The 21,755-nt window shown below is 61.2% G+C and carries 19 protein-coding genes; 7 read left to right on the top strand and 12 right to left on the bottom strand.

Annotated elements, in window-relative coordinates; all coding sequences use genetic code 11:
- The first annotated feature begins 28 nt into the window (after positions 1–28).
- The 4 genes from KJY40_RS11630 to KJY40_RS11615 all read left to right on the top strand — a co-directional run bounded on the left by KJY40_RS11630 (position 29) and on the right by KJY40_RS11615 (position 3,942).
- A complete protein-coding gene (locus KJY40_RS11630; protein ID WP_230736924.1) occupies positions 29–1,249 on the top strand; it encodes a YbfB/YjiJ family MFS transporter in 1,221 nt (406 codons plus the stop codon).
- Between the two features lie 64 nt (positions 1,250–1,313).
- Positions 1,314–2,312 (top strand): NAD(P)H-quinone oxidoreductase, encoded by a 999-nt coding sequence (locus KJY40_RS11625; RefSeq protein WP_230736922.1) that lies wholly within the window; start codon positions 1,314–1,316, stop codon positions 2,310–2,312.
- Positions 2,313–2,424: 112 nt separating this feature from the next.
- Positions 2,425–3,369, top strand: a complete 945-nt coding sequence (locus KJY40_RS11620; protein WP_230736919.1) for an alpha/beta hydrolase — start codon at positions 2,425–2,427, stop codon at positions 3,367–3,369.
- Positions 3,370–3,528: 159 nt separating this feature from the next.
- Positions 3,529–3,942 carry a VOC family protein gene (locus KJY40_RS11615; protein ID WP_115077236.1) on the top strand — a complete coding sequence of 138 codons (414 nt, stop codon included), beginning with the start codon at positions 3,529–3,531 and terminating at the stop codon, positions 3,940–3,942.
- 56 nt (positions 3,943–3,998) lie between these two features.
- Here KJY40_RS11615 and KJY40_RS11610 read toward each other — a convergent pair whose 3' ends face one another.
- Positions 3,999–4,328 (bottom strand): hypothetical protein, encoded by a 330-nt coding sequence (locus KJY40_RS11610; protein ID WP_064378879.1) that lies wholly within the window; start codon positions 4,326–4,328, stop codon positions 3,999–4,001.
- Positions 4,329–4,533: 205 nt separating this feature from the next.
- On the opposite strand from KJY40_RS11610, the gene KJY40_RS11605 reads away from it, so the two are divergent.
- Complete coding sequence (locus tag KJY40_RS11605; protein WP_230736917.1) at positions 4,534–4,791, top strand: hypothetical protein; 258 nt, start codon at positions 4,534–4,536, stop codon at positions 4,789–4,791.
- 107 nt (positions 4,792–4,898) lie between these two features.
- Here the strand turns inward: KJY40_RS11605 and KJY40_RS11600 are convergent, their stop codons facing one another.
- The 11 genes from KJY40_RS11600 to KJY40_RS11550 form a co-directional block, all read right to left on the bottom strand.
- Complete coding sequence (locus tag KJY40_RS11600) at positions 4,899–5,921, bottom strand: ABC transporter permease (RefSeq protein ID WP_007956055.1); 1,023 nt, start codon at positions 5,919–5,921, stop codon at positions 4,899–4,901.
- Between the two features lie 57 nt (positions 5,922–5,978).
- Entirely contained in the window at positions 5,979–7,544 is a 1,566-nt protein-coding gene (locus tag KJY40_RS11595) for a sugar ABC transporter ATP-binding protein (RefSeq protein WP_230736915.1), read from the bottom strand.
- A 70-nt stretch (positions 7,545–7,614) separates the two neighbouring features.
- Entirely contained in the window at positions 7,615–8,541 is a 927-nt protein-coding gene (locus KJY40_RS11590) for a sugar ABC transporter substrate-binding protein (RefSeq protein ID WP_085732515.1), read from the bottom strand.
- Positions 8,542–8,701: 160 nt separating this feature from the next.
- Positions 8,702–9,751 (bottom strand): Gfo/Idh/MocA family protein, encoded by a 1,050-nt coding sequence (locus tag KJY40_RS11585; protein ID WP_230736913.1) that lies wholly within the window; start codon positions 9,749–9,751, stop codon positions 8,702–8,704.
- Positions 9,752–9,882: 131 nt separating this feature from the next.
- Positions 9,883–10,908 (bottom strand): Gfo/Idh/MocA family protein, encoded by a 1,026-nt coding sequence (locus KJY40_RS11580; RefSeq protein WP_230736911.1) that lies wholly within the window; start codon positions 10,906–10,908, stop codon positions 9,883–9,885.
- Between the two features lie 35 nt (positions 10,909–10,943).
- Positions 10,944–12,875 carry a 3D-(3,5/4)-trihydroxycyclohexane-1,2-dione acylhydrolase (decyclizing) gene (gene iolD / locus KJY40_RS11575; protein WP_230736909.1) on the bottom strand — a complete coding sequence of 644 codons (1,932 nt, stop codon included), beginning with the start codon at positions 12,873–12,875 and terminating at the stop codon, positions 10,944–10,946.
- 44 nt (positions 12,876–12,919) lie between these two features.
- A complete protein-coding gene (locus KJY40_RS11570) occupies positions 12,920–13,741 on the bottom strand; it encodes a TIM barrel protein (RefSeq protein WP_230736907.1) in 822 nt (273 codons plus the stop codon).
- A gap of 25 nt (positions 13,742–13,766) precedes the next feature.
- Positions 13,767–15,269 (bottom strand): CoA-acylating methylmalonate-semialdehyde dehydrogenase, encoded by a 1,503-nt coding sequence (locus KJY40_RS11565; protein ID WP_230736905.1) that lies wholly within the window; start codon positions 15,267–15,269, stop codon positions 13,767–13,769.
- Positions 15,270–15,299: 30 nt separating this feature from the next.
- A complete protein-coding gene (iolB, locus tag KJY40_RS11560; RefSeq protein ID WP_230736904.1) occupies positions 15,300–16,109 on the bottom strand; it encodes a 5-deoxy-glucuronate isomerase in 810 nt (269 codons plus the stop codon).
- On the bottom strand, positions 16,106–16,999 hold the full coding sequence (gene iolE, locus KJY40_RS11555; RefSeq protein ID WP_007956043.1) for a myo-inosose-2 dehydratase: 894 nt from the start codon (positions 16,997–16,999) through the stop codon (positions 16,106–16,108). Before iolE ends, iolB begins: the two co-directional genes overlap by 4 nt.
- 43 nt (positions 17,000–17,042) lie before the next feature.
- Positions 17,043–18,980: a bifunctional 5-dehydro-2-deoxygluconokinase/5-dehydro-2-deoxyphosphogluconate aldolase gene (locus KJY40_RS11550; RefSeq protein ID WP_230736902.1), complete on the bottom strand. Its 1,938-nt coding sequence runs from the start codon at positions 18,978–18,980 to the stop codon at positions 17,043–17,045.
- 310 nt (positions 18,981–19,290) lie between these two features.
- Between KJY40_RS11550 and KJY40_RS11545 the strand changes: the two genes are divergently transcribed.
- On the top strand, positions 19,291–20,211 hold the full coding sequence (locus KJY40_RS11545) for a MurR/RpiR family transcriptional regulator (RefSeq protein ID WP_230736900.1): 921 nt from the start codon (positions 19,291–19,293) through the stop codon (positions 20,209–20,211).
- Between the two features lie 123 nt (positions 20,212–20,334).
- Positions 20,335–21,456, top strand: a complete 1,122-nt coding sequence (locus KJY40_RS11540) for a Gfo/Idh/MocA family protein (RefSeq protein WP_230736898.1) — start codon at positions 20,335–20,337, stop codon at positions 21,454–21,456.
- Positions 21,457–21,755 lie beyond the last annotated feature (299 nt).

The following is a 21,755-nucleotide window of genomic DNA, read 5'->3' as shown; positions in this document are numbered from 1 at the left end:
GCCATAAACCTTTCACGGGATTGCCGTCATGCGCACTTCAACTGCTTCGCCCGAACGCCCGGACACGAGTGTCTGGCTGGCGATCTTCGCCGGACTCTGCGCCAGCCTGGTCAGCATCGGTCTGGCGCGTTTCGCCTACACGCCGCTGATCCCTTCGCTGATTCAGGCGCAGTGGTTTTCCGCCCATGATGTGGTCTATCTCGGCGCGGCCAACCTGGTCGGTTACCTGATCGGCGCCCTCCTCGGCCGACCGCTGGCACGCCGGCTCACCCAGAGAAACGCTCTGCGACTGATGATGCTGGCGGTGACCGTGGCGTTTTTCGCCTGTGCGTACCCGGTGTCGGTGAGCTGGTATTTCGGCTGGCGTCTGCTGTCCGGCATCGCGGGCGGCGCGATCATGGTGCTGGTGGCCGCGACCGTGCTGCCACACGTACCGGCCGCGCGCAAAGGACTGGCCAGCGGGGCGATTTTCCTCGGCATCGGTCTGGGCATCGCAGGTTCGGGCACGATTGTTCCGCTGTTGTTGAGTCTGGGTTTGCAAGCGACGTGGCTGGGATTGGGCGTTTTGTCGCTGGCACTGACGGCATTGAGCTGGTTCGGCTGGCCCTCGGAGCTGCCCCATGCAACCACTGCAAGGGCTCAGGTGGATCCGGTCGAGGCGACACCGCCTGCTGTTTATCTGCTGTTTGCCCAGTACGCGTTCATGGCCGCCGGGCTGGTGCCGGCCATGGTCTTTCTGGTGGATTACGTCGCCCGTGGCCTGGGCGCCGGGGCGCACGTCGGCGCGCTGGTCTGGATCATGTACGGTCTGGGCGCCATCGTCGGCCCGGTGAGTTATGGCTTTCTCGCCGATCATCTCGGCGCGCGGACCGGCATTCGTCTGGTGCTGGTGGTGCAGGCGATCACCCTTGGCTTGCTGGCGGTTTCGCATTCATTCCTGGCGTTGGCGCTGCTGGCGGTGGTGCTCGGCTCATTTCCACCGGGCATCGTCCCGCTGGCGTTGGCCCGAGTGCATGAGCTGGTGCCGGATCATCATCGCCAACAGGTGGCGTGGAGCCAGGCCACGGTGTCGTTCGCCACGTTTCAGGCGCTGGCCGGCTTCGCCTATTCGGCGCTGTTCAACGCCACAGGCGGACAGCATGTACTGCTTTTCGTGATTGCCTGCGGTGCCATCGTGATTGCGCTGATACTTGAGCAGGTCATGAAACTACTGCCCTCCTCCGTCGAGCATCGCTGCTGTGCCCAATGACGGGAATCATTGGGCCCTGACTGTGCTCCCATCTACTGATCACTTGTTTCAAGAGGAATCGAAAATGACGTTGCCCACTGAAATGACTCGAATCGAAATCACCGAACCGGGCGGGCCCGAGGTTCTGCAATCCCGGCGCGTTCCGCTGCCGGTCGCCGCAGAAGGCGAAATACTGATCCGCGTGCACGCCGCCGGCATCAACCGCCCCGACGCTCTGCAACGCGCCGGCAAATACCCGATGAAGCCCGGCATGAACCCGATTCCGGGCCTTGAAGTGGCCGGCGAGGTCATGGCGATTGGCAGCGGAGTCAGCACATTCGCGGTCGGTGACCGGGTCTGCGCGCTGACCAATGGCGGAGGCTACGCCGAATACTGCACGGTTCCGGCCGGCCAGGCCCTGCCGATTCCCGATGGACTGGACTGGACTCAGGCGGCGGCAATTCCGGAAACCTTTTTCACCGTGTGGGCCAACCTGTTCGGCCTCGGCGGTGCAAGCCGTGGTCAGCGCGCCTTGATCCACGGCGGCACCAGCGGCATCGGCACCACCGCGCTGATGCTGTGCCGCGAGTTTGGCATCCAAGCCTTCGCCACCGCCGGCAGCGCCGACAAATGCGCAGCGATCCACAACCTGGGCGGCGAAGCGATCAACTATCGGGAGCAGGATTTCGCGGCTGTCATCGCCGAGAAGACCGCTGGCCAGGGCGTGAATGTGATCCTCGACATCATGGGCGGCTCGTACCTCAACGGAAACATCAGCGCCTTGGGGATGGATGGGCGATTGGTGATGCTCGGTTTCCTCGGCGGCGCGCGGGCCAATGACATCGATCTGCTGGCGATCCTCGGCAAGCGTGCGGTGGTCACCGGTTCCCTCCTGCGCGCCCGTACCTCGGCGGAAAAAGCCGCCATCGCCGATCAATTGCGCGAACACGTCTGGCCGGTGCTGGCCGCCGGGCGCTGCCTGCCGATCATCGACAAGGTCTATCCGCTGGCCGACGCAGCCAAGGCCCATGCGCACATGGAAGCGGGCGACCACATCGGCAAGATCGTGCTGAAGATCGACTGAGTCGTCGCAGCATTTTGTAATCGTTGCAGGCGTGCGGTGGTCGAAAATGTCACGCGCGGGTCAAGGCATCTGGTAAAAAGCGTTCTTTGTCCGCGCTGTGGTGAAACGTTTAATGTTCCTTGCCTTCATGACCCGACTTCGACGCCGCCGTCTGGCGTTCGCCTGCATGGCCGCCCTGATCATCGGCGTGCCGGCGAGTTGTGCCGTGCTGGAACACACCGAACGCAAGCTGTTGTTTCGCATCGAACCGGGCACCGCCGGCTGGTATCACGGTTTGCCCGGCAGCGTGCAGGAACTCGACCTGCAACCGAAAAGCTTCAAGGCCGGGCAAAACATTCACGCCTGGTGGTGGCCGGCGGAACGCGCCGATGCTCCGGCCATCCTTTATCTGCATGGCGTGCGCTGGAACCTCACCGGGCAATTGTTCCGTATCGAACAATTGCGCGCAGCAGGTTATTCGGTACTGGCCATCGACTATCGCGGCTTCGGCCAGAGCCATGGCGACCTGCCGTCGGAGAGAACGGTGTACGAGGATGCGCGAGTGGCCTGGGAGCGCTTCCAGCTGTTGCAACCGGACCCGAACAAACGCCTGATCTACGGGCATTCGCTGGGGGGCGCGGTCGCCATCGATCTGGCTGCCGAACTCGGCCGCGATGCCGCCAGCCATCACACCCCATTGCCGGTGCGCGGACTGGTCATCGAATCCACGTTTACCTCATTGGCGGATGTGGCGGCAGCCGTGGCCAACACCTCTCTTCCGGTGCGTTGGTTGCTGTCGCAGAAATTCGATTCCATCGACAAGATCGCCGAGATCCACATGCCGTTGCTGGTGGTGCACGGCCTGGCCGACGCATTCGTGCCGTCACGCTTCAGCGAGCAACTGTTCGCCGCCGCCCGGCAACCGAAACGCCTGCTGCTGGTGCCCGGCGCAACACACAACAACAGCATGGCGCTGGGCGGGCAGAACTATCGCAAGGCGATCGATGCACTGATGCAAACCCGACCTGCCGCCCGGGTGGCGGGCGCTGCGGTGCAGAAGTACCCGCGCGACTCCTGACGCCCCTCCCCGCAGACCATCGGTCACCCCGAAAGGAAATTGTTGCAGCATCGGCTGGCAATCCGGCGTTCTAACGCTTTGCTGGATGGAGTCAATCCATGATGCTGCTTCGGCACACCCGGCCGCGCGGCGTTCCACTGTCCATTCGGGAGCACCACCATGAAAATCAACCCGTACCTGATCTTCAACGGCGACTGCCGCGCAGCCTTCACGTTTTACGAGCAATGCCTGCAAGGCAAGCTCGAAGCGATGATGACCTTCGGCGAAACGCCAGCCGCCGAACATGTCCCCAAAGAGCATCACGACCTGATCATCCACACTTGCCTGAAAGTCGGCGATCAAATGCTGATGGCTTCGGACACCACGCCTGACCGACCAACCCAGGGCATGAGTGGTTGCTCGATTTCCCTGAATGTCGACAGCATTGCCGAGGCCGAGCGGGTGTTTAACGCCCTGGCCAGGGACGGTCGCGTCGACATGCCGCTGGAAGCCACCTTCTGGGCTGCGCGCTTCGGCATGCTGGTGGATCGTTTTGGCGTGTCGTGGATGGTCAATTGCGAAAGTGACAAGTGACGCTGTCATTGCACCTGACATGAAAAAGCCCGACCTCTTCAGGTCGGGCTTTTCGTTCAACGCTGGGCCAGTTCATGCCGAACGCACTGTTCGTAGTAGGTCTGCTTGACGGCCGCCGGCTTGAGCCGCGACGCGCTGTCATAGGTCTGCTCGGTGATGCCCATCGCAGTCATGCGCATCCACGGTTGCTGAAACTTGCGCGCCTGCAAGCGCTTGCGCGCGCCATACAGGGAAATCCCTGACAGCTTCGATTGTTGTGCACCCGCGGCGATGTCCGAACCCCAGGTACACGCAAAACGATGGCTCTTGCTCAGTTCCCTGGCTTGGGCCTCCACTGCGAACAGAGCGAGGGAAAGCGTTGCTACGGTGATGACAATCGTCCGCATATGGCCCACCTAACCTTTTGAAAAAAGGCGAGTTTGCCGGGACTTGAAACATTCGGGGGCCAGCAATTTGCCGCTTTTTGAATACATGCCTGGTCGAAAACTCTCCACAAAGCTGCACGGCTGTACAGCCACCCGTCAGCCGCCCGGCACTTTGCTTCGAGTCTGATTTTCCAACGTCTATTCACCTGACGCGGAAGCCCCGACGATGAACAGAACCATTGCAGCCCTCATGCTTGGAAGTCTTTTATCTGCCACCGCACCGCTGGCGATGGCGGGAAGCACGGTTCCGCCTTCTGCCATTCCCGGAGTCAACCAGGGAGGCACCGAATCCAAGGAAGACAAGGCCGACAAGAAGGGTGAAGAAGCCTCGGGGTCGAACTCCGGTGCAGAGTCCCACGAGACAGAGAAGGATGCGCAAACATCCAGCAGCTCAAAGGATGGGATGAAAGAAAAGAAACCCTGAACGACTTTGCCGCCTCGGCAGTTTTCGCAGGCATAAAAAAGCCGATCTTTCCGATCGGCTTTAGTGTGTGACGTTCATCCCGCTTTACCAAGCCAGGACGATGAACTTCAGCGCTTGAGCTTGCGCTTGTTGCGGTATTGGTCGATCACCACCGCAACCACGATGATCAGCCCCTTGATGATGTCCTGGATGTACGCATCGACCCCGACAAAGGTGAAACCGCTGGCCATCACCCCCAGGATCAGTGCGCCGATCACCGTGCCGGTGATGCGCCCCACTCCGCCCGCCAGACTGGTGCCGCCGATGACCGCGGCAGCAATCGCATCCAGTTCATAGGACATGCCCATCCCGGCCTGCCCGGTAGCCGCGCGGGCCGAAGCCACCACGCCTGCCAGCCCCGCCAGCAACCCGGCGATACTGTAAACGATGACCAGATGGCGTTTGACGTTGATACCGGACGTGCGCGCCGCCTGCATGTTGCCGCCGATGGCGTAGGTGTATTTGCCGTATTTGGTGTAACGCAGCGCGATGTGAAAGATCACCGCCACCACCAGAAAAATGATCACCGGCATCGCGCCATGGCCGATGGCCGTGTAGGAATCCGAGAGCATGCTCACCGGCTGGCCTTCGGTGTAGTAACGCGCCAGGCCACGGGCCGAAACCATCATGCCCAGCGTGGCAATGAACGGCGGAATCCCGGTGATGGCGATGATGCTGCCGTTGATCGCCCCCGCCAGCAGCCCGACACCGAGCCCGGCAATCACGGGAATCCAGACCGGCAAATCGGTCAGTGACGGGAACACCGCCCGAGCGAAATCCGAAGTCTGCGCCAGACTGGCCGCGATCATCGCCGACAACGCGAGCACCGAGCCCGACGACAGGTCGATACCCGTGGTGATGATCACCTGGGTCACGCCAATCGCGAGCAGGCCGATGATCGACACTTGCAGGATCATCAGCACCAGCCGCTGGGAGTTCATCAGGAAGCTCTGGTCGCGCACGATCCAGCCGAACAGTTCGAACACCAGGCCAATGCCGATCAGCACCAGGAAAATGCTCAGCTCCGTCGGAAAGCGCCGGCGACTCTTGACCGGTGCCGTGGCCGGTTTGTTTTCCAGTATCGCGTTCATAACCACTCACCTTTCTATCGCATCATCGACGGCGGCCGCGGCCACCAGCGGTATCCATTAATGAACCGAGGACAGGCCCGAAGCCAATTGCATCACCCGCTCCTGAGTCGCCTCGCTGCGGTCGAGGGTGCCCATCAGGTCGCCCTCGTGCATGACCATCACCCGGTCACTCATTCCGAGCACTTCCGGCAGTTCCGAAGAAATCATGATCACCGCCATGCCTTCGCTGGCGAGGTAGGCGATAAGCCGGTAAATCTCGGCCTTGGCGCCGACATCGATGCCGCGGGTCGGCTCGTCGAGAATCAGGATTCGCGGGTTGGTCATCAGCCAGCGGGCCAGCAAGGCTTTCTGCTGATTGCCACCCGACAGGGTGTCGATGCACTGCTCCAGCGACGGGGTTTTCACCCGCAGCTTCTTGCACATGTCTTCGCACAAGGCGCGCAAGGCTTTTTGCTGGATGAAGCCGTGGCCGGCGTAGTGCGGCAGGACGGCCATTTCCATGTTTTCCAGCACCGAGAGGCACGGGAACAGACCGCTGAGCTTGCGATCCTCGGTCAACAGGGCGAAGCCTTTCTCGATCGCCATGTGCGGATCGCTGATGCGCACCACCTCGCCATCGAGACGGATCTCGCCACCGTCGCTGGGCGTGATGCCGAAGATCGCTTCGGCCACGTTGGTCCGGCCGGAGCCCATCAACCCGGCGATGCCAAGGATTTCCCCGGCATGCAGGTCGAAGGAAACACCCTTGAAGATGCCATCGAGCTTGAGGTCGCGCACCGACAGCAGCAGATCGCCGATCGGTTTTTCACGCACCGGAAACAACTGGCTCAACTCGCGACCGACCATCATCGAGATCAGGCTGTCGCTGTCCATGGAATCGGCCCGCTGCAGGCCGATGTAGGCCCCGTCGCGAAACACCGCCACTTCATCGGCGATCGCGAACACTTCGTTCATTTTGTGGGTGATGTAGATGATGCCTTTGCCCTGACTTTTCAGGTCGGCAATGATCGAGAACAGATGGGCGACTTCCTTGTCGGTGATGGCCGACGTCGGTTCGTCCATGATCAGGATATCGGAGTCGTAGGACACGGCTTTGGCGATCTCGACCATCTGCCGCTCGGCGATACTCAGGTTGCCGACCAGCTCTTCGGGGTCGAGGTTGATCCGCAGGCGCTCCAGCAGTTTCGCCGTGCAGCGGTGCATTTCCCGATGGTCGATCATGTGAAAGCCGTTGAGCTGCTCGCGACCGATCCAGATGTTTTCGGCGATGCTCATGTGCGGCATCAGGTTGAGTTCCTGGTGGATCATCGCGATCCCGGCCTGAAGCGCTGCCAGCGGCGTTTCGAACACCACCGGTTTGCCCCGCAGGCGCAGCTCGCCGGCGTCTGGCTGGTAAATGCCGGCGATGATTTTCATCAGGGTGGATTTGCCCGCGCCATTTTCGCCCATCAGCGCCAGCACGGAACCGGGGCGTACCCGCAGTTGCACATCGGACAACGCCACCACACCGGGGAAACCCTTGCTGACGTTGACGATCTCCAGCAGGTACGGCTCTTCGACAGGTAGTGCAGTGGGCGGGCTCCCCGTCAAAGGGGTGCTCGAAGCAGTCGCTGAAGCGAACATGATCAGGTACTCCATCAGCAAGGTCGCGATCGCCACCTTGCGGGCTTATTGTTGTTATTGAACGGACGGACTATTTGAACTGGTCAACGTTTTGCGGCGTGATCAAGCGGAACGGCACCCAGACTGCCGGCTCGACCGGCTCGTTCTTCGCCATTCTCACCGCCGTATCGATGGAACCGTCAGCCTGGCCCTTGGCATCCTGGAACACGGAAGCGGCCAGCGAGCCTTTCTTCACGGCGTTCAAGCCGTCCGGCGTGCCGTCGACACCCGCGATCAACACGCTGCCTTTGGCGACGCCGGCCTGTTGCAGGGCCATGGCGGCACCGATGGCCATTTCGTCGTTGTTGGAGACGACCGCGTCGAACTTGCGGCCCTGGGTCAGCCAGTCGTTGACCAGGGTCATGCCCTTGTCCCGCAGCCAGACGCCGCTCTGTTCCTGCTCGACCTTGATGTCCGGGTATTTGGCCAGCACCTCTTTGACGCCCTTGGTGCGGTTGGTGGTGGAGTTGTTCGCCAGGTCGCCCAGCAGAATCACGATGTCGCCCTTGCCGCCCATCTTGTCGGCCAGGTACTGCATCTGCATCTCGCCGGCCTCCAGGTCGTTTGAAGCAACGGTTACCACGCCTTTGGGCAGGTTCAGGTCATCGGGGCGGCGGTTGACGTAGACCAGCGGAATGCCGGCCTTCACTGCCGCCTCAGTAATCTTTTTGGTGGCGGCGGTATCCACCGGATTGACCACGATGGCGTCGACCTTCTGGCTGATGAAGCTTTCGACCTGGCTCAGTTGCTTGACCACGTCGCTGCGGGCGTCTTCGAACTGCAGCTTGACGCCGTCGGGATAGGACTTGGCTTTCTTGTCCATGGATTCGCGCAGGTAGGTCAGCCAGGTGTCATCGAACTGGGACATGCTGACGCCGATCTTCATATCGGCCAGCACAGCGCCGCTGGCGAACATCAGGGACAAGGCCAGTGAGGCAAAACGGGTCTTGGTCTTCATGAAAAGTCTTTCTCCACATTCTTGTTGGTTTTATGGATGAGGCATGACGATTTCAGTAAGCGGACAAGCAGTCGAAGCGTTGGAACGTATCCCGAGACAGTGAATCTGGAATCGACTTTATTGGAAAATATTTTCCATATCAACCTGTTTTAGAATTTTATTATGATTTTATTCCATGACTTGCAAACTCACTCAGTTCCACTACCTGATGACGTTTGAAACTCAGGCGCGCAGCGTCTAGCACGCGGGTTGTCGCCAGTGCATCACGGGCGTCCACGGGCAGTGGGCCACCGTTTTGCAACGCGATTTGTAGCTGCAAATAGAACTGACTCCAGCAGCCGCGTTCAGACGGAACCCGTTCACGTTCGTCTCCGTGCTCGAACCAGCCCCAGCGGCGATGCTCCTCGACGCCCCAGCGCTCGCCTTCGGTTTTCGGCGAGAGCCCGGCCAGCGCCTGGGCCTCCTGCCCGTCCAGCCCTTCGACGCTGTAACAACCCTGCGTACCGCTCACCCGAAAACGCGGGCCGGGGCTGTTTTGCAGGCAACTGCCACCCAGATGCGAGGTCACGCCGTTGGCGTGGGTCAGGGACATAAAGAAACCGTGATCGAATGCCTGGTCTTTTTCCAGGTAGTCCAGTTCGGCGTAAACCCGTGTCACCGGGCCGAACAACAACAGCGCCTGATCGACCAGATGACTGCCCAGATCGCGCAGGAAGCCACCGCCGCTGCCGTTGTGAACCGATGACGGCGAGTAACGCTCGATCCGCGACTCGAACCGGCTGACCTGGCCCAGCGCGCCGGATTCGATGAGTTTGCGCACGGTTAAAAAGTCCGAATCCCAGCGCCGGTTCTGATAGACGCTGAGCGGTACATTCTGGCGCTCGGCCATGGTGATCAGGGTTTGCGCCTGCTGCCAGTCGGCGGCGAACGGCTTGTCGCTGACCACCGCCACACCATGTTCGATGCCGTCCAGCACCAATGCCGGCCGGCCCTTGAGGGGCGTCGATACCACCAGCACATCGATCCCGGCTTCCACCAACTGGCCGATGCTGTCGAAGGCCGGCACACCCGGATGTTCCGCCGCCAGCAACTGTCGGCGCTCCGCTGAACGGGTGACCACGCCGACGAACGTCGCCGCCGGCAGGCTGCTGATCAGCGGAGCATGAAAAAACCGGCCGCCATGGCCGTAACCGACAAGTCCGATGCGCATGAAAGTATTCTCCTTAAAGAACGCGCCCCCCTGTGGGAGCGGGCTTGCCCGCGATGACGGCGGAACATTTAACATTGATGTCGCCTGATACACCGCTATCGCGGGCAACCCCGCTCCCACAGGTATCGCGGTTAGCCGTAGAAGCGGGGGCGGTCTGGCAGTGCGACTTTGACGATCGCCCCGCTGTTCTGCGCTTCGATGCACGCATCGGCAGCAACCGCTGCGGCAAAGCCATCCCACGCCGAAGGCCCACCCACCTGCCCTGCCCGCACGCCATCGATGAACGCCTGCAACTCGACGTCATAGGCCGCGATAAAGCGATCCTTCCAGTCCATCAGAATCGCGTTGGACAGCTTGGCCCCGCTGCGCAATTGCACCTGGGACGGCTCCGGCAATTTGGCGATGCCGGTCTCCCCCACCACTTCGCACTGGATGTCGTAGCCGTACTGGCAATTAACGAAGACTTCCACGTCGATGCGCGTGCCCTTGGCGGTTTCCAGCAGCACGATCTGCGGATCTTTCAGATGCGCGAGGGCCTTGCTGCTCTTGCGCGGGAACACCACCTGCACCGAGACGTAATCGTCGTCGAGCAACCAGCGCAGTACGTCCAGTTCATGGATCAGTGTGTCGGTGATCGCCATGTCGGTCTTGTAGTTTTCACCCACGCTCGGGTTGCGGTGGGCGCAATGCAGCATCAACGGCTCGCCGATCTGGCCACTGTCGATCACCGACTTCAACGCGCGATAGCCTTCATCGTACGGACGCATGAAACCGACCTGCACCAGCCGTTTGCCGTGGGCGACTTCGGCCTCGACGATCTTGCGGCAGCCTTCGGCGGTGACCGCCAGTGGTTTCTCGCAGAACACCGGTTTGCCCGCCGCAATCGCGGCCAGCACGAACGCTTCGTGGCTCGGGCCCCAGGAGGTCACGAGGATCGCCTCGACATCCGGCGCCTGGATCAGCGCGTGGCCGTCGGGATAGACCTCGGCGGTCAGTTTCAGGTCAGCGACGACCTTGGCCGCCTGCTGCAGATTGATGTCGGTAACCGCCACGACCTGACTGTTGAGCAAGGTCTGGCTGCAACGACGAATGTGGTCCTGGCCGATGGCCCCGGTGCCGATGACGCCTAGCCGCAACGCTTGGGAAAGCAATGACATGAAAGGATTCCTTGTGGTTGTTCGATTCAGGGCAATCAGTACTGACGGGCCTTGGCCAGTCGTTCGTTCAGGGTTTTGGCTACCGAGTCGGTGCGGGCGCTGGTGGAGACTTGCGCCACGCCGACCCGCCACCACGACAGATAACCGTGAATCATGGTCTTGGGCAGAACCTTGATGTCGATCAGGGTCGAGACCGTCTGCAAGCGCGCATCGGCCAGCGCCGCCTGCAGCTCTTCAACAGTACTCACCTTGTAGGTCTTGCAGCCGTAGGCCGCCGCGCTCATGGCGAAATCCACCGGCACGAAAGCACCGTCGAGCTTGCCGCTCTGCGGGTTGCGGTAACGGAACTCGGTGGCAAAGCTGTCCATGCCGTTGCCCATCTGCAGGTTGTTGATGCAACCGAAGGTCATGTTGTCGAACAGCACCACGTTGATCTTGCGCCGCTCCTGGATCGAGGTGGCGAGTTCGGAGTGCAGCATCATGTAAGAGCCGTCGCCCACCAGCGCATAGACCTCGCGCTCGGGCTCGGCGAGCTTCACGCCGAGTGCGGCATTCACCTCATAGCCCATGCACGAATATCCGTACTCGACGTGATAGGTGTTCATCCCCTTGCTACGCCAACTGCGCTGCAAATCGCCGGGCAGACTGCCGGCGGCAGCGACGATCACTGCATCATCGGCGAGGGTTTCATTGAGCACGCCGAGCACGCGGCTCTGGGTCAGGCAGGAACCGGTCAGCTCGATGAATTCGCGCAACACCGCCGGATCGAGGTGGTCGTTGATTTCCGGGATGAAGTCCCGGGACTGATAGTCGATCTGATACAGGCGATCCACTTCCTCATCCAGTTGCGCCCGGGCCTGACGGGGTTGATCGCCCCAGCCGGAACGGTAGTCACCCAGCGCCTCGGCCAGCGCCGACAAACCTGTCCGGGCATCCGCCAGCAGTTGCACACCGTCGAGTTTCAGGGCATCGCACGGGCTGATATTGAGGTTGAGAAATTGCACGTCAGGGTGCTGGAACAAGGATTTCGACGCGGTGGTGAAATCGCTGTAGCGGGTGCCGACACCGATGATCAGATCCGCGTCCCTGGCCAGCAGGTTCGCCGCCAGGCAACCGGTTTCGCCGATGCCGCCGACGTTCAGCGGATGGCTGGACACCAGCGCGCTCTTGCCGGCCTGGGTTTCGGCGAAAGGAATATCGAAGCGCTCGGCAAACGCCTGCAACGCCGCGTTGGCGCCCGAGTATTTGACGCCGCCGCCACAGATGATCAGCGGTTTGCGCTTGCCTTTGAACAGCGCCACGGCATCGCCGAGCATCGCTTCAGTGGCCGGACGACGCTCGATGCGGTGCACGCGTTTTTTCAGGAAATAATCGGGATAATCGTAGGCCTCGGCCTGCACGTCCTGCGGCAGGGCCAGGGTCACGGCGCCGGTTTCGGCGGGATCGGTGAGCACACGCATGGCGTGGATTGCCGCCGTCATCAATTGTTCGGGACGGTTGATGCGATCCCAGTATTTGCTCACGGCCTTGAACGCATCATTGGTGCTGATGCTCAGGTCGTGGAACTGCTCGATCTGTTGCAACACCGGGTCCGGTTGACGGCAGGCATACACGTCACCCGGCAACAGCAGCAAGGGAATCCGGTTGGCGGTCGCGGTGGCCGCAGCGGTCAGCATGTTCGCCGCGCCCGGCCCCACCGACGAGGTGCAGGCGTAGATCTTGCGTCGCAGATGCTGTTTGGCAAAACCGATTGCCGCATGGGCCATGCCTTGTTCATTGCGGCCCTGATGAACGATCAGGTCACCGCTGTCCTGTTCCAGCGCCTGCCCCAGACCCAGCACGTTGCCGTGGCCGAAAATGGTAAAGATCCCGGCGACGAATTTGCTCTGAACGCCATCGACCTCGATGTACTGGTTGTCGAGGAATTTCACCAGGGCCTGGGCCATGGTCAGTCTTGTTGTGGTCATAACCGCACCTTTCAAATTCAGATCCGATCCCTGCGAGGGCACTGTCAACTCAGGGATTTGCTCAGGTGGTCCATGCTCGCGCCGATCGCCGTCTGGATATCCGCCAGGCCATGGACGCTGTCGGCGAACGGTTCAAACGACAGGTAACCGCTGTAGCCGCCAGCGAGCAGGCTGTTGATTTGTGCCGCGTTGCCGAGAATGTCGTCCGCGCCCACCAGCACCCGGTGACCATCGCAAAGGTTCGCCAGCGGCGCCTCGGTTTCCTCGACACCGGAGATGTGCACCAGCCCCGTCAGCTCGGGGAAAAACTCTTGTTCACCGGCCAGGTGGTGATGAAAGGTGTCATGCACCAGGCGGAGCACATCCAGCCCGCCGACCGCCTTGATCGCCTCTACCGCCGTGCGTTTGCGGCGCAGCGAGCAGGCTTTGAAACCCAGCGGCTCGATGAATCCCAGCAGACCGTGATCGCGCAGGATCGGCGCCAGCTCACTCAACGCGGTGCGCAGGCCCGACGCACGTTCGGCGACGCTGCGCGGATCGGCGCGATCGTTCAACGGGCACATCACCAACCCCCGCGCACCACAATCGCGGGCATAGGCCGCCAGCTTCAAGGCCTGCGCGCGACGCTCGTCATTCCACACATCAAACGGATACAACGCGTTGATCGACAGCACGCTGATGCCGTGGGTCGCGCACAATTCGCGCACGTGTTCTGGCGCGGTGCCGTCCTCGATCTCGATGCCTTTGAGATCGTTGCGGATCTCGATGGCGTCGGCCTTGAGGGTCACCGCCAATTCGATGAACGCCGGCAGGGACAAACGTGGAGCGACCATTCGGTTCAGGGCAAAACGCAGGGGAGTACTCATTCTTGTTGTTCTCCGCGCAGATGATTTATTTGGCCGTCGGCATGCTGAATTCCGGGCCCTTGGCAATGCTGTCGGGCCAGCGCTGCATTACGCTTTTGTAGCGACTGTAAAAACGAATGCCTTCTTCCCCGTAGGCGTGGTGATCGCCGAACAGCGAGCGCTTCCAGCCACCGAACGAATGCCAGGCCATGGGCACCGGAATCGGCACGTTGATGCCGACCATGCCGACCTTGATGCTGCGGGCGAAGGCGCGGGCGATCCCGCCATCACTGGTAAAGCACGACACGCCATTGCCGAATTCATGGGCGTTGATCAACGCCACGGCACTGGCGAAGTCCGGCACGCGAACGATGCCCAGCACCGGGCCGAAGATTTCCTGCTGATAGATACTCATGTCGGTGGTGACGTGATCGAACAGCGTCGCGCCGACGAAAAAGCCCGCCTCGGCCCCCGGCACCTTGAAGTGACGGCCGTCGACGATCAGCTGCGCGCCCTGGGCCACGCCCTGATCGATAAAGCCTTCCACCCTGGCCTTGTGTTCGGCGGTGACCAGCGGGCCCATGTCGTTGTCGCCTTGCAGTCCGTTGCCGACTTTCAACTGATCGATGCGCGGCAGCAGTTTGGCGATCAGTTGATCGCCGACTTCGCCGACCGCGACCGCAATCGAAATCGCCATGCAGCGCTCACCGGCTGATCCGTAAGCGGCGCCAATCAAGGCATCCGCTGCTTGTTCCAGATCCGCGTCGGGCATGACGATCATGTGATTCTTCGCGCCGCCCAGCGCCTGCACCCGCTTGCCGCGCGCGGTGGCCTGCTGGTGAATGTATTCGGCAATCGGCGTCGAACCGACAAACGAAATCGCCTCGATATCCGGGTGCTGCAGCAAGGCGTCGACCGCCGTCTTGTCGCCCTGAACCACGTTGAACACGCCGTCCGGCAAACCGGCTTCGGACAACAGGCGAGCCATCAGCAAACTGGCGGACGGATCGCGCTCCGACGGTTTGAGGATGAAGCAGTTGCCGGTGACCAGCGCCAGCGGAATCATCCACAGCGGCACCATCACCGGGAAGTTGAACGGCGTGACCCCGGCGCAGACGCCGAGTGGCTGACGCAGATTCCAGTTGTCGATGCCGCCGCCGATGTTGTCGCTGAACTCGGTCTTCAACAGGTTCGGCGCACCGCAGGCGTATTCAACGATTTCAATGCCTCGGGTGACTTCGCCCTTGGCGTCGGAAAACACCTTGCCGTGTTCGCGGCTTATGATTTCGGCCAGTTCGTCGTGGTGACGATCGAGCAATTCCTTGAACTTGAACATCACCCGCGAACGGCGCAGAGACGATTGCTCGGACCAGGTCGGGAATGCCTTGAATGCCGAAGCGACAGCAGCGTCCACAGTCTTCTGGCTGGCCAAGCCGACCCGCGCCTGAACAGCGCCAGTAGCCGGATTGAAGACATCGCTGAATCGTTCGCTACCGCTGTCCTGCACCTGACCGTCGAGGTAATGGCCTATGACCGGGGCGTCGCTCATTGTTCTTGTTCTCCGTGCGAATGTTGGAATTCAGAGGTCCAGCAGCCAGCTGTGCTGCGGGTCGTTATGGAACTGCCAGACGCGTTTCGGCCCGGCCATCACGTTCAGGTAATAAGACTCGTAGCCATACGGCACGCTGACCGGGTGATAGCCCTTGGGCACAACGACAAGGTCGTTGTTTTCCACGGCCATGGCCTGATCAATGCTGCGGTCGTCGGTGTAGACCCGCTGGAACACGAAACCCTGGGGCGGGTTGATCTGGTGGTAGTAGGTTTCTTCGAGAAAGCTCTGGTGCGGCAGGTCGTCGGTGTCGTGCTTGTGTGGCGGGTAGCTCGAGGAATGCCCCGACGGCGTGCGCACTTCCACCACCAGCAGCGAATGCGCCGGCTCGCTGTCCGGCAGGATGTCGCAGACATAGCGGGTGTTGGCGCCCTTGCCGCGCACGCTGCGCTTCATGGTTTCAGGCCTGATCAGACGTGGGCCGAGGTCCGTGATGGTCGAACCAGGAGCGGCGCAGACCGCCACTTGCGCATCACTCAATGCCACCACCTGCGCCTGACTGCCGGGGGGCAGGTACGCGGCGAACGGGGATTTGTCTTCAAACACCGACTGGCGATCGCCGAGGTTGTCCCAGTTGAAGGCGCCCTGCCCCGGTGCTTCGCCGTGGATGCCGACCCGACCGCTGAGCAGCACCAGGCACAGCTCTTTGTCGCCCGCTGCGACAGGCAAGGTTTCACCCAGGCTCAAGCGATAGGCGGCGAATCCCACGTATTGCAGCTCACCTTCAGCCAGCTCGACCATGGTCCGGCCACGGGCATTGCTTTTGACCAGCAGGCTCATCGTGCGGTCCTCTCGTCGAGCAGCGCGCGCAAGGTGTCGAAGCCTTTCTTCGCGTAGACGTAACTCGGCGCCACTGCCGGATCCTGCTCGGCCTCGACCACCAGCCAGCCGTGGTAATCGGCCGCCAGCAGTACGTCCAGCAGTTCGGCGAAGTCGATATCACCATCCCCCGGCACAGTGAATGTGCCGTTGATGATGCAGTCGGGGAAGCTCCACAGGTTGTTGCGCGCCAGTTGCACCACCGGTTTGCGCACGTCCTTGAAATGCACGTGGCAGATGCGCGACAGGTGTTTGCGCAACACCTGCAAGGGCTCGCCGCCGCCCATGTAGCAATGGCCCGAATCGAACAGCAGCCCGACTTCATTGCCGGTCAGCGCCATCAGGGTATCGATGTCCGACGGGGATTCGACGTAGGCGCCCATATGGTGGTGATACGCCAGACGCACGCCTTGTGACAGGGTGAAGCGCGCCAGTTCGGTCAGCTTGTCGGCGTATTGCTGCCACGCCTGCTCGGTGTGAAAACGCGGGCGCTCGACCAGCGGAATTCGCTGGCCCTGAATGGAGTCGGCCACTTCACCGTAAACCAGCACGTTCGCGCCGTTCTTTGCCAGCAGCTCGACATGGCTGGCAATCGCGTCGATTTCCTCGGCCACCGAACGCCGCGCCAGACGACTGGAATACCAGCCGGACACCAGCGCCAGGTCATACGGGCGCAGTACATCACCAACGCCTTTGGCGTCCTTGGGAAACTTGCCGTTGAGTTCAAAGCCTTCATAACCGATGGCCTTGCCTTCGCTGAGGGCGGTGCTCAGCGGCGTTTCACCGCCGAGGGACGGCAGGTCGTCGTTGCTCCAGGAAATCGGGTTGATGCCAATTCGGATAGCGGGCATGGCTGCACCTTTTATTGTTATTTCTAGAATGTTCAACCGCGGCTCAGGCCCGGGCCCTACGCCAGGCATCGATCAGTTCGACGAAGGTGCCCTGTACCTGACGGATCAGCGTCTCGTCATCGATCTCCCCGGCCAGCCAGGCGCGGCTCGGTTCCTGAAAAATCGTCCGTCCCACGGCGAACCCGCGGCAGGTCTGGCTCTGACTGGCCTGCTGAAACCCTTCGGCCAACGCTGACGCCGGGGCATTGAGGCCCAGCAGCACCACGCCCCGGCAATAGGGATCGCGCGCCTGGATCAGTGCGTCGAGCTGTTGCCATTCCTCGGCGCTTTGCGCTTCGATCTTCCACCACGCCGGGTAAATGCCCAGGTTGTAGAGGCGTTTGAGCGCGCGATACAACACGTCGGGATGCGGTGAGGGGTGATCCTTGGGCGGGATGATTTCCAGCAGCAGTTCATGACCGCTGACTTGCGAGGCCTGATACAGCGCCTTGATCTGCGCTTCCTGTTCCAGCCGCAGCATCGGTTCGTCGTCCGGGTGGAATTGCACCAGGCATTTGATGATTTGCTCTTGCGGCCAGGCGATCAGGTTGCTGCCGATCGAACGCCCGTGCTCGAAGGCCAGCGGCCGCGAACCCTGCACCTCGACCGGCCGCGCCACCCACCAGCCACGACCGGTGGCCGCGTTCAGTGAGTCCTGACCGAAACGCTGATCCGCCAGCAGCCCGACATCGGCCTCGATGCCCTGCTCGCGCAAATCGCTTTCGACCCGTTCCACGGCCTTGATGAACAGTTGCTTGAGTTCACCGATGGCGCCGAGGTCGCGTCCGCCCTTCTGGGCCAGTTCCACCAGTTGCCCGCGATGGTCGAAGGCAAAGATGAACAGTTGCTTCCACTGTTTGCGCGGCACACTGACCTGATGCAGGCGTTGCAGGGTGACGTCCTGATCCGGACGGGTAATCGGCACCGGGCTGCTGAACAGGTAATCGAGCTCGGCCCGGGTCGGCATCGCCGGCGCGCAGGCATGACGCGACACCACCAGACCACCGCAGGCATTGGCCAACTGGCAGCAACGCTCGTCGCTGGCGTCCTCCAGCCAACCGCTGAGGAAACCCGACATGAACGCATCGCCGGCGCCCAGTACGTTCAGCACCTCGACTCGCACGCCGGGATAAATCGTGCCGTCTTCAAGACGCGCCGGAATATCCCCGTGAATCACCGTGCAACCTTGCGGACCGAGTTTGACCACCAGGGTTGCCGCGCTCAGTCGCCGGACATTGCGCAGGGCGCTGAGCAAATCCTCTGAACCGCCGGCCATCAGGAACTCTTCTTCCGTCCCGACCACAAGATCGAAACGCGGGAGGATGTTCTGCACATGCTGGGTGACATTCTGATCGGCAACGAAACGGGTTTCGCCGTCCGCCTTGCCGGCGAGCCCCCACAGGACCGGGCGGTAGTCGATGTCCAGCACCCGTTTGACGTTGTGCTTTTCGGCGTACTCCAGCGCCTGGATGCTCGCCTTGTAGACGCCGTCGGTGGAGAAATGGGTGCCGGTGATCAGCAACGCTTTGCTGGAGGCGATAAAGGCTTCGCTGATGTCTTCGGCCCGCAACGCCATGTCGGCGCAATTTTCACGGTAGAAGACCAGGGGAAAGGTTTCCCGATCCTTGAGACCGAGCAGCACCATGGCGGTCAGTCGCTGCGGATCGACCTTGATGCCGCTGACATCGCAGCCTTCACGGGCCAGTGACTCGATCAGGAAACGCCCCATGTGATCGTCGCCGGTCCGGCTCAGCATCGCCGACCTGAGCCCCAACCGGGCGGTGCCGAACGCGATGTTGGCGGAGGAGCCGCCGAGGTATTTGGCGAAGCTGCTCACATCCTCCAGCCGTGCCCCGACTTGCTGCGCATAGAGGTCGACGCCGAGGCGTCCGAGGCAAATCAGATCCAATTGACGTCCACTGGCAAAACGAGTCTGGCCCATGCTGGCTCCTGTTATTTTTATCAGCCTGTGCCCTACGCGGTGACCGCGCCGGACACTCTTGGTGGATGCAGACTAAAACGAGCCGGATCGAACAATCAATAAATATTCCAATTATTTTTCACGTGGAATATTTTTTCCAATAAACTTCAGTGCGGGCGCTCCAGAGGCAGTGCATCGTTTCAGCAGGCATCGCACTGGCGCAAGCCCAAGATTTTGTCCGGGCCGAGCCTGTAGACTGCGCACAGCCAACCTATTGTCAGGGGACGAAACGTAAAACCGTCCCTATAAGAACAAGCCAGAAGGATTATTTATGTCCAGCACCGATCAGCCGGGTACCGCCGAGAACACGCCCGAGAGCGATCTTGCCAGCCCCCCGATCAATGCCGAGCGCCTGCTGCAGCTCATCACCCGTGAATACGAAAGCCTGCCGCGCCAGCTCAAACGCATCGCCAGTTACATGAGCCAGCAAAGCGACCGGATCATGGTCGACCGTATCAGCGACATCGCCCGCGAGTGCGAAGTGCATCCGTCGGCCATCGTGCGGTTTTCCCAGCGATTCGGTTTCAGCGGGTTCAGTGAAATGCAGGCGCTGTTCCGCGAGGCGTATACCCACAAAGCCACGCCGGTGCAGAACTACCAGCAGCGCATTCGCAGCATGATCGCCAACAAGTCGCAGAAAGCCAGCGGCGGCGATCTGGCCCGCGAATGCATCGACGCCACCCTGTCGGGCATCGAACGCCTGGGGCAGGAGCTCGATGACCAGGCCTTCGAAAAGGCTGTGGACCTGGTGGTCAATGCCGACAATATCTATGTGGTCGGCGTGCGACGCTCGTTCGCGGTGGCCGACTATCTGGTCTACAACCTGCAACACACCAACAAGCGCATCCACCTGGTCTCGGGCCTCGGCGGCAGCTATCGCGAGCAGATGCGCAGCGTGCGCGCCAATGACCTGGTGATCGCCATCAGCTTCACGCCGTACGGCAAGGAAACCCAGCACTGCCTGCGCATCGCCCAGCACCATCAGGCGAAAACCCTGATCATCACTGACAGCAATCTTTCGCCGCTGGCAAAGCGTGCCAACACCCTGCTACTGGTCAATGAAGGCAGTTCGTTTGCGTTCCGCTCCTTGAGTGCGACCTTGTGCCTGTGCCAGGCGCTGTTTATCGCCGTTGCCTATCGACTGGAGTTGAAGGTGGACGAGATTCACGAGCAGGTCGGGTTTGAAGACTGACTGTCGTTTCGACACTCAGGCGGCCAGCGCAACAACTCAAAATATTTATTCCATTATTTGAATGAAAGGAATATTTATTCTATAAACAGGATCTCTGAAAACAAGAACTCAAAGGATCCTGTCATGCGTGAACTCGGAATCGGCCTTATCGGCACGGGCTTCATGGGGCGCGCCCACGCCCTGGCGTTTCGTAATGTCAGCGGGGCATTCGAATTGCCCTTCACCCTTCGCCTGGCCGCCCTGGCTGACGCCGATCCCGCACGCGCACAAGCCTGCACCACCGCCTGGGGCTTCGAGCAGGCCCATGGCGATTGGCAGCGATTGATCGATGACCCCAAGGTCAACCTGATCGCCATCACCACTCCCAACCACCTGCACTACCCGATGGCCATGGCCGCGCTTGCTGCTGGCAAACCGGTGTACTGCGAAAAGCCGCTGGCGGTGAATCTCGAACAAGCTCATGCCATGCACGTGGCGGCGAAGCATGCCGGCGTCGTCACTCGGGTCGGCTACAACTACCAGCACAACCCGATCATCGGCCTGGCACGCGAGCTGATCCTGAGTGACGAGCTCGGCGAGATCATCAGTTTTCAAGGTGAGTTCAGCGAAGACTTCATGGCTGATCCAGCCTCCCCCTGGTCATGGCGCTGCGAACCCGAACATGCCGGTGGGGCACTGGCGGATCTGGGCAGTCACTTGCTCGCCATGGCGCGCTACCTGCTGGGTGATGTCGAAGCGGTGTGCGCCGATTCCCAGACCGTCCATGGCCAGCGCCCGACTACAAACGGCAGCCAGGAACAACGCTGCATTGCGGTCGACGATCAGACCCATGCTCTGCTGCGCTTTGCCAGCGGCGCGCGCGGCACCTTCAGCAGCAGCTGGCTCAAGCACGGCTACAAGAATCATCTGAGCTTCGAGATCAGCGGCACCCGAGGCACCCTGGCGTTCGACCAGGAGCGCCTGAACGAGCTACACCTGTGTCGCGCCGGCCAGGGCGGCTTCCAGCGTTTACTGGCCGGACCGGACTTGCCAGGTTACGCCGCGTTCAGCCCGGCGCCGGGGCATCAGTTGGGTTACAACGAGCTGAAGACGCTGGAAGTGCATGAGCTGATCATGGCGCTGGCCGGGGATGGGCAAACCGGGACTGATTTCGAGGAAGCGTTTGAAGTGGAGCGGCTGGCGACGGCGATTCGGGTCGCGGCTGAGGAGCGGCGCTGGGTGTCTGTCAGTGAGATCAGCGGGTAGTTTTGTGCGGGCACAAAAAAGCCGATCTGGATGATCGGCTTGAGTGCCTGACCTTATTGAAGAGGAAACTGGTCTCCCTGCAAAAGTCACTGCGCATGAAAAAGCCCAACTCGCTAGAGTTGGGCTAAGTCATTGAATTATATGGTCGGGACGGAGTGATTCGAACACTCGACCCCTAGCACCCCATGCACGCATCACCATCGTAAGACTTTGTTAAAAGGCCGCTTTTACTGGAGCTCGCTGCAACCGAATGTCCACAAGCGCCTATAAGTGCGTGACAGAGTCACGCAAAAGTCACG

The organism is Pseudomonas fitomaticsae (assembly GCF_021018765.1).
Classification (GTDB): domain Bacteria; phylum Pseudomonadota; class Gammaproteobacteria; order Pseudomonadales; family Pseudomonadaceae; genus Aquipseudomonas; species Aquipseudomonas fitomaticsae.
Note: the sequence above shows the minus strand (reverse complement) of the source record. Positions and strands in the feature narration are given on the sequence as shown.

Excerpts from the sequence above, each read along its gene's own strand:
- KJY40_RS11630 (WP_230736924.1), top strand. The coding sequence starts at position 29 with ATGCGCACTTCAACTGCTTCGCCCGAACGCCCGGACACGAGTGTCTGG.
- KJY40_RS11625 (WP_230736922.1), top strand. The coding sequence starts at position 1,314 with ATGACGTTGCCCACTGAAATGACTCGAATCGAAATCACCGAACCGGGC.
- KJY40_RS11620 (WP_230736919.1), top strand. The coding sequence starts at position 2,425 with ATGTTCCTTGCCTTCATGACCCGACTTCGACGCCGCCGTCTGGCGTTC.
- KJY40_RS11615 (WP_115077236.1), top strand. The coding sequence starts at position 3,529 with ATGAAAATCAACCCGTACCTGATCTTCAACGGCGACTGCCGCGCAGCC.
- KJY40_RS11610 (WP_064378879.1), bottom strand. The coding sequence starts at position 4,328 with ATGCGGACGATTGTCATCACCGTAGCAACGCTTTCCCTCGCTCTGTTC.
- KJY40_RS11605 (WP_230736917.1), top strand. The coding sequence starts at position 4,534 with ATGAACAGAACCATTGCAGCCCTCATGCTTGGAAGTCTTTTATCTGCC.
- KJY40_RS11600 (WP_007956055.1), bottom strand. The coding sequence starts at position 5,921 with ATGAACGCGATACTGGAAAACAAACCGGCCACGGCACCGGTCAAGAGT.
- KJY40_RS11595 (WP_230736915.1), bottom strand. The coding sequence starts at position 7,544 with ATGTTCGCTTCAGCGACTGCTTCGAGCACCCCTTTGACGGGGAGCCCG.
- KJY40_RS11590 (WP_085732515.1), bottom strand. The coding sequence starts at position 8,541 with ATGAAGACCAAGACCCGTTTTGCCTCACTGGCCTTGTCCCTGATGTTC.
- KJY40_RS11585 (WP_230736913.1), bottom strand. The coding sequence starts at position 9,751 with ATGCGCATCGGACTTGTCGGTTACGGCCATGGCGGCCGGTTTTTTCAT.
- KJY40_RS11580 (WP_230736911.1), bottom strand. The coding sequence starts at position 10,908 with ATGTCATTGCTTTCCCAAGCGTTGCGGCTAGGCGTCATCGGCACCGGG.
- iolD (WP_230736909.1), bottom strand. The coding sequence starts at position 12,875 with ATGACCACAACAAGACTGACCATGGCCCAGGCCCTGGTGAAATTCCTC.
- KJY40_RS11570 (WP_230736907.1), bottom strand. The coding sequence starts at position 13,741 with ATGAGTACTCCCCTGCGTTTTGCCCTGAACCGAATGGTCGCTCCACGT.
- KJY40_RS11565 (WP_230736905.1), bottom strand. The coding sequence starts at position 15,269 with ATGAGCGACGCCCCGGTCATAGGCCATTACCTCGACGGTCAGGTGCAG.
- iolB (WP_230736904.1), bottom strand. The coding sequence starts at position 16,109 with ATGAGCCTGCTGGTCAAAAGCAATGCCCGTGGCCGGACCATGGTCGAG.
- iolE (WP_007956043.1), bottom strand. The coding sequence starts at position 16,999 with ATGCCCGCTATCCGAATTGGCATCAACCCGATTTCCTGGAGCAACGAC.
- KJY40_RS11550 (WP_230736902.1), bottom strand. The coding sequence starts at position 18,980 with ATGGGCCAGACTCGTTTTGCCAGTGGACGTCAATTGGATCTGATTTGC.
- KJY40_RS11545 (WP_230736900.1), top strand. The coding sequence starts at position 19,291 with ATGTCCAGCACCGATCAGCCGGGTACCGCCGAGAACACGCCCGAGAGC.
- KJY40_RS11540 (WP_230736898.1), top strand. The coding sequence starts at position 20,335 with ATGCGTGAACTCGGAATCGGCCTTATCGGCACGGGCTTCATGGGGCGC.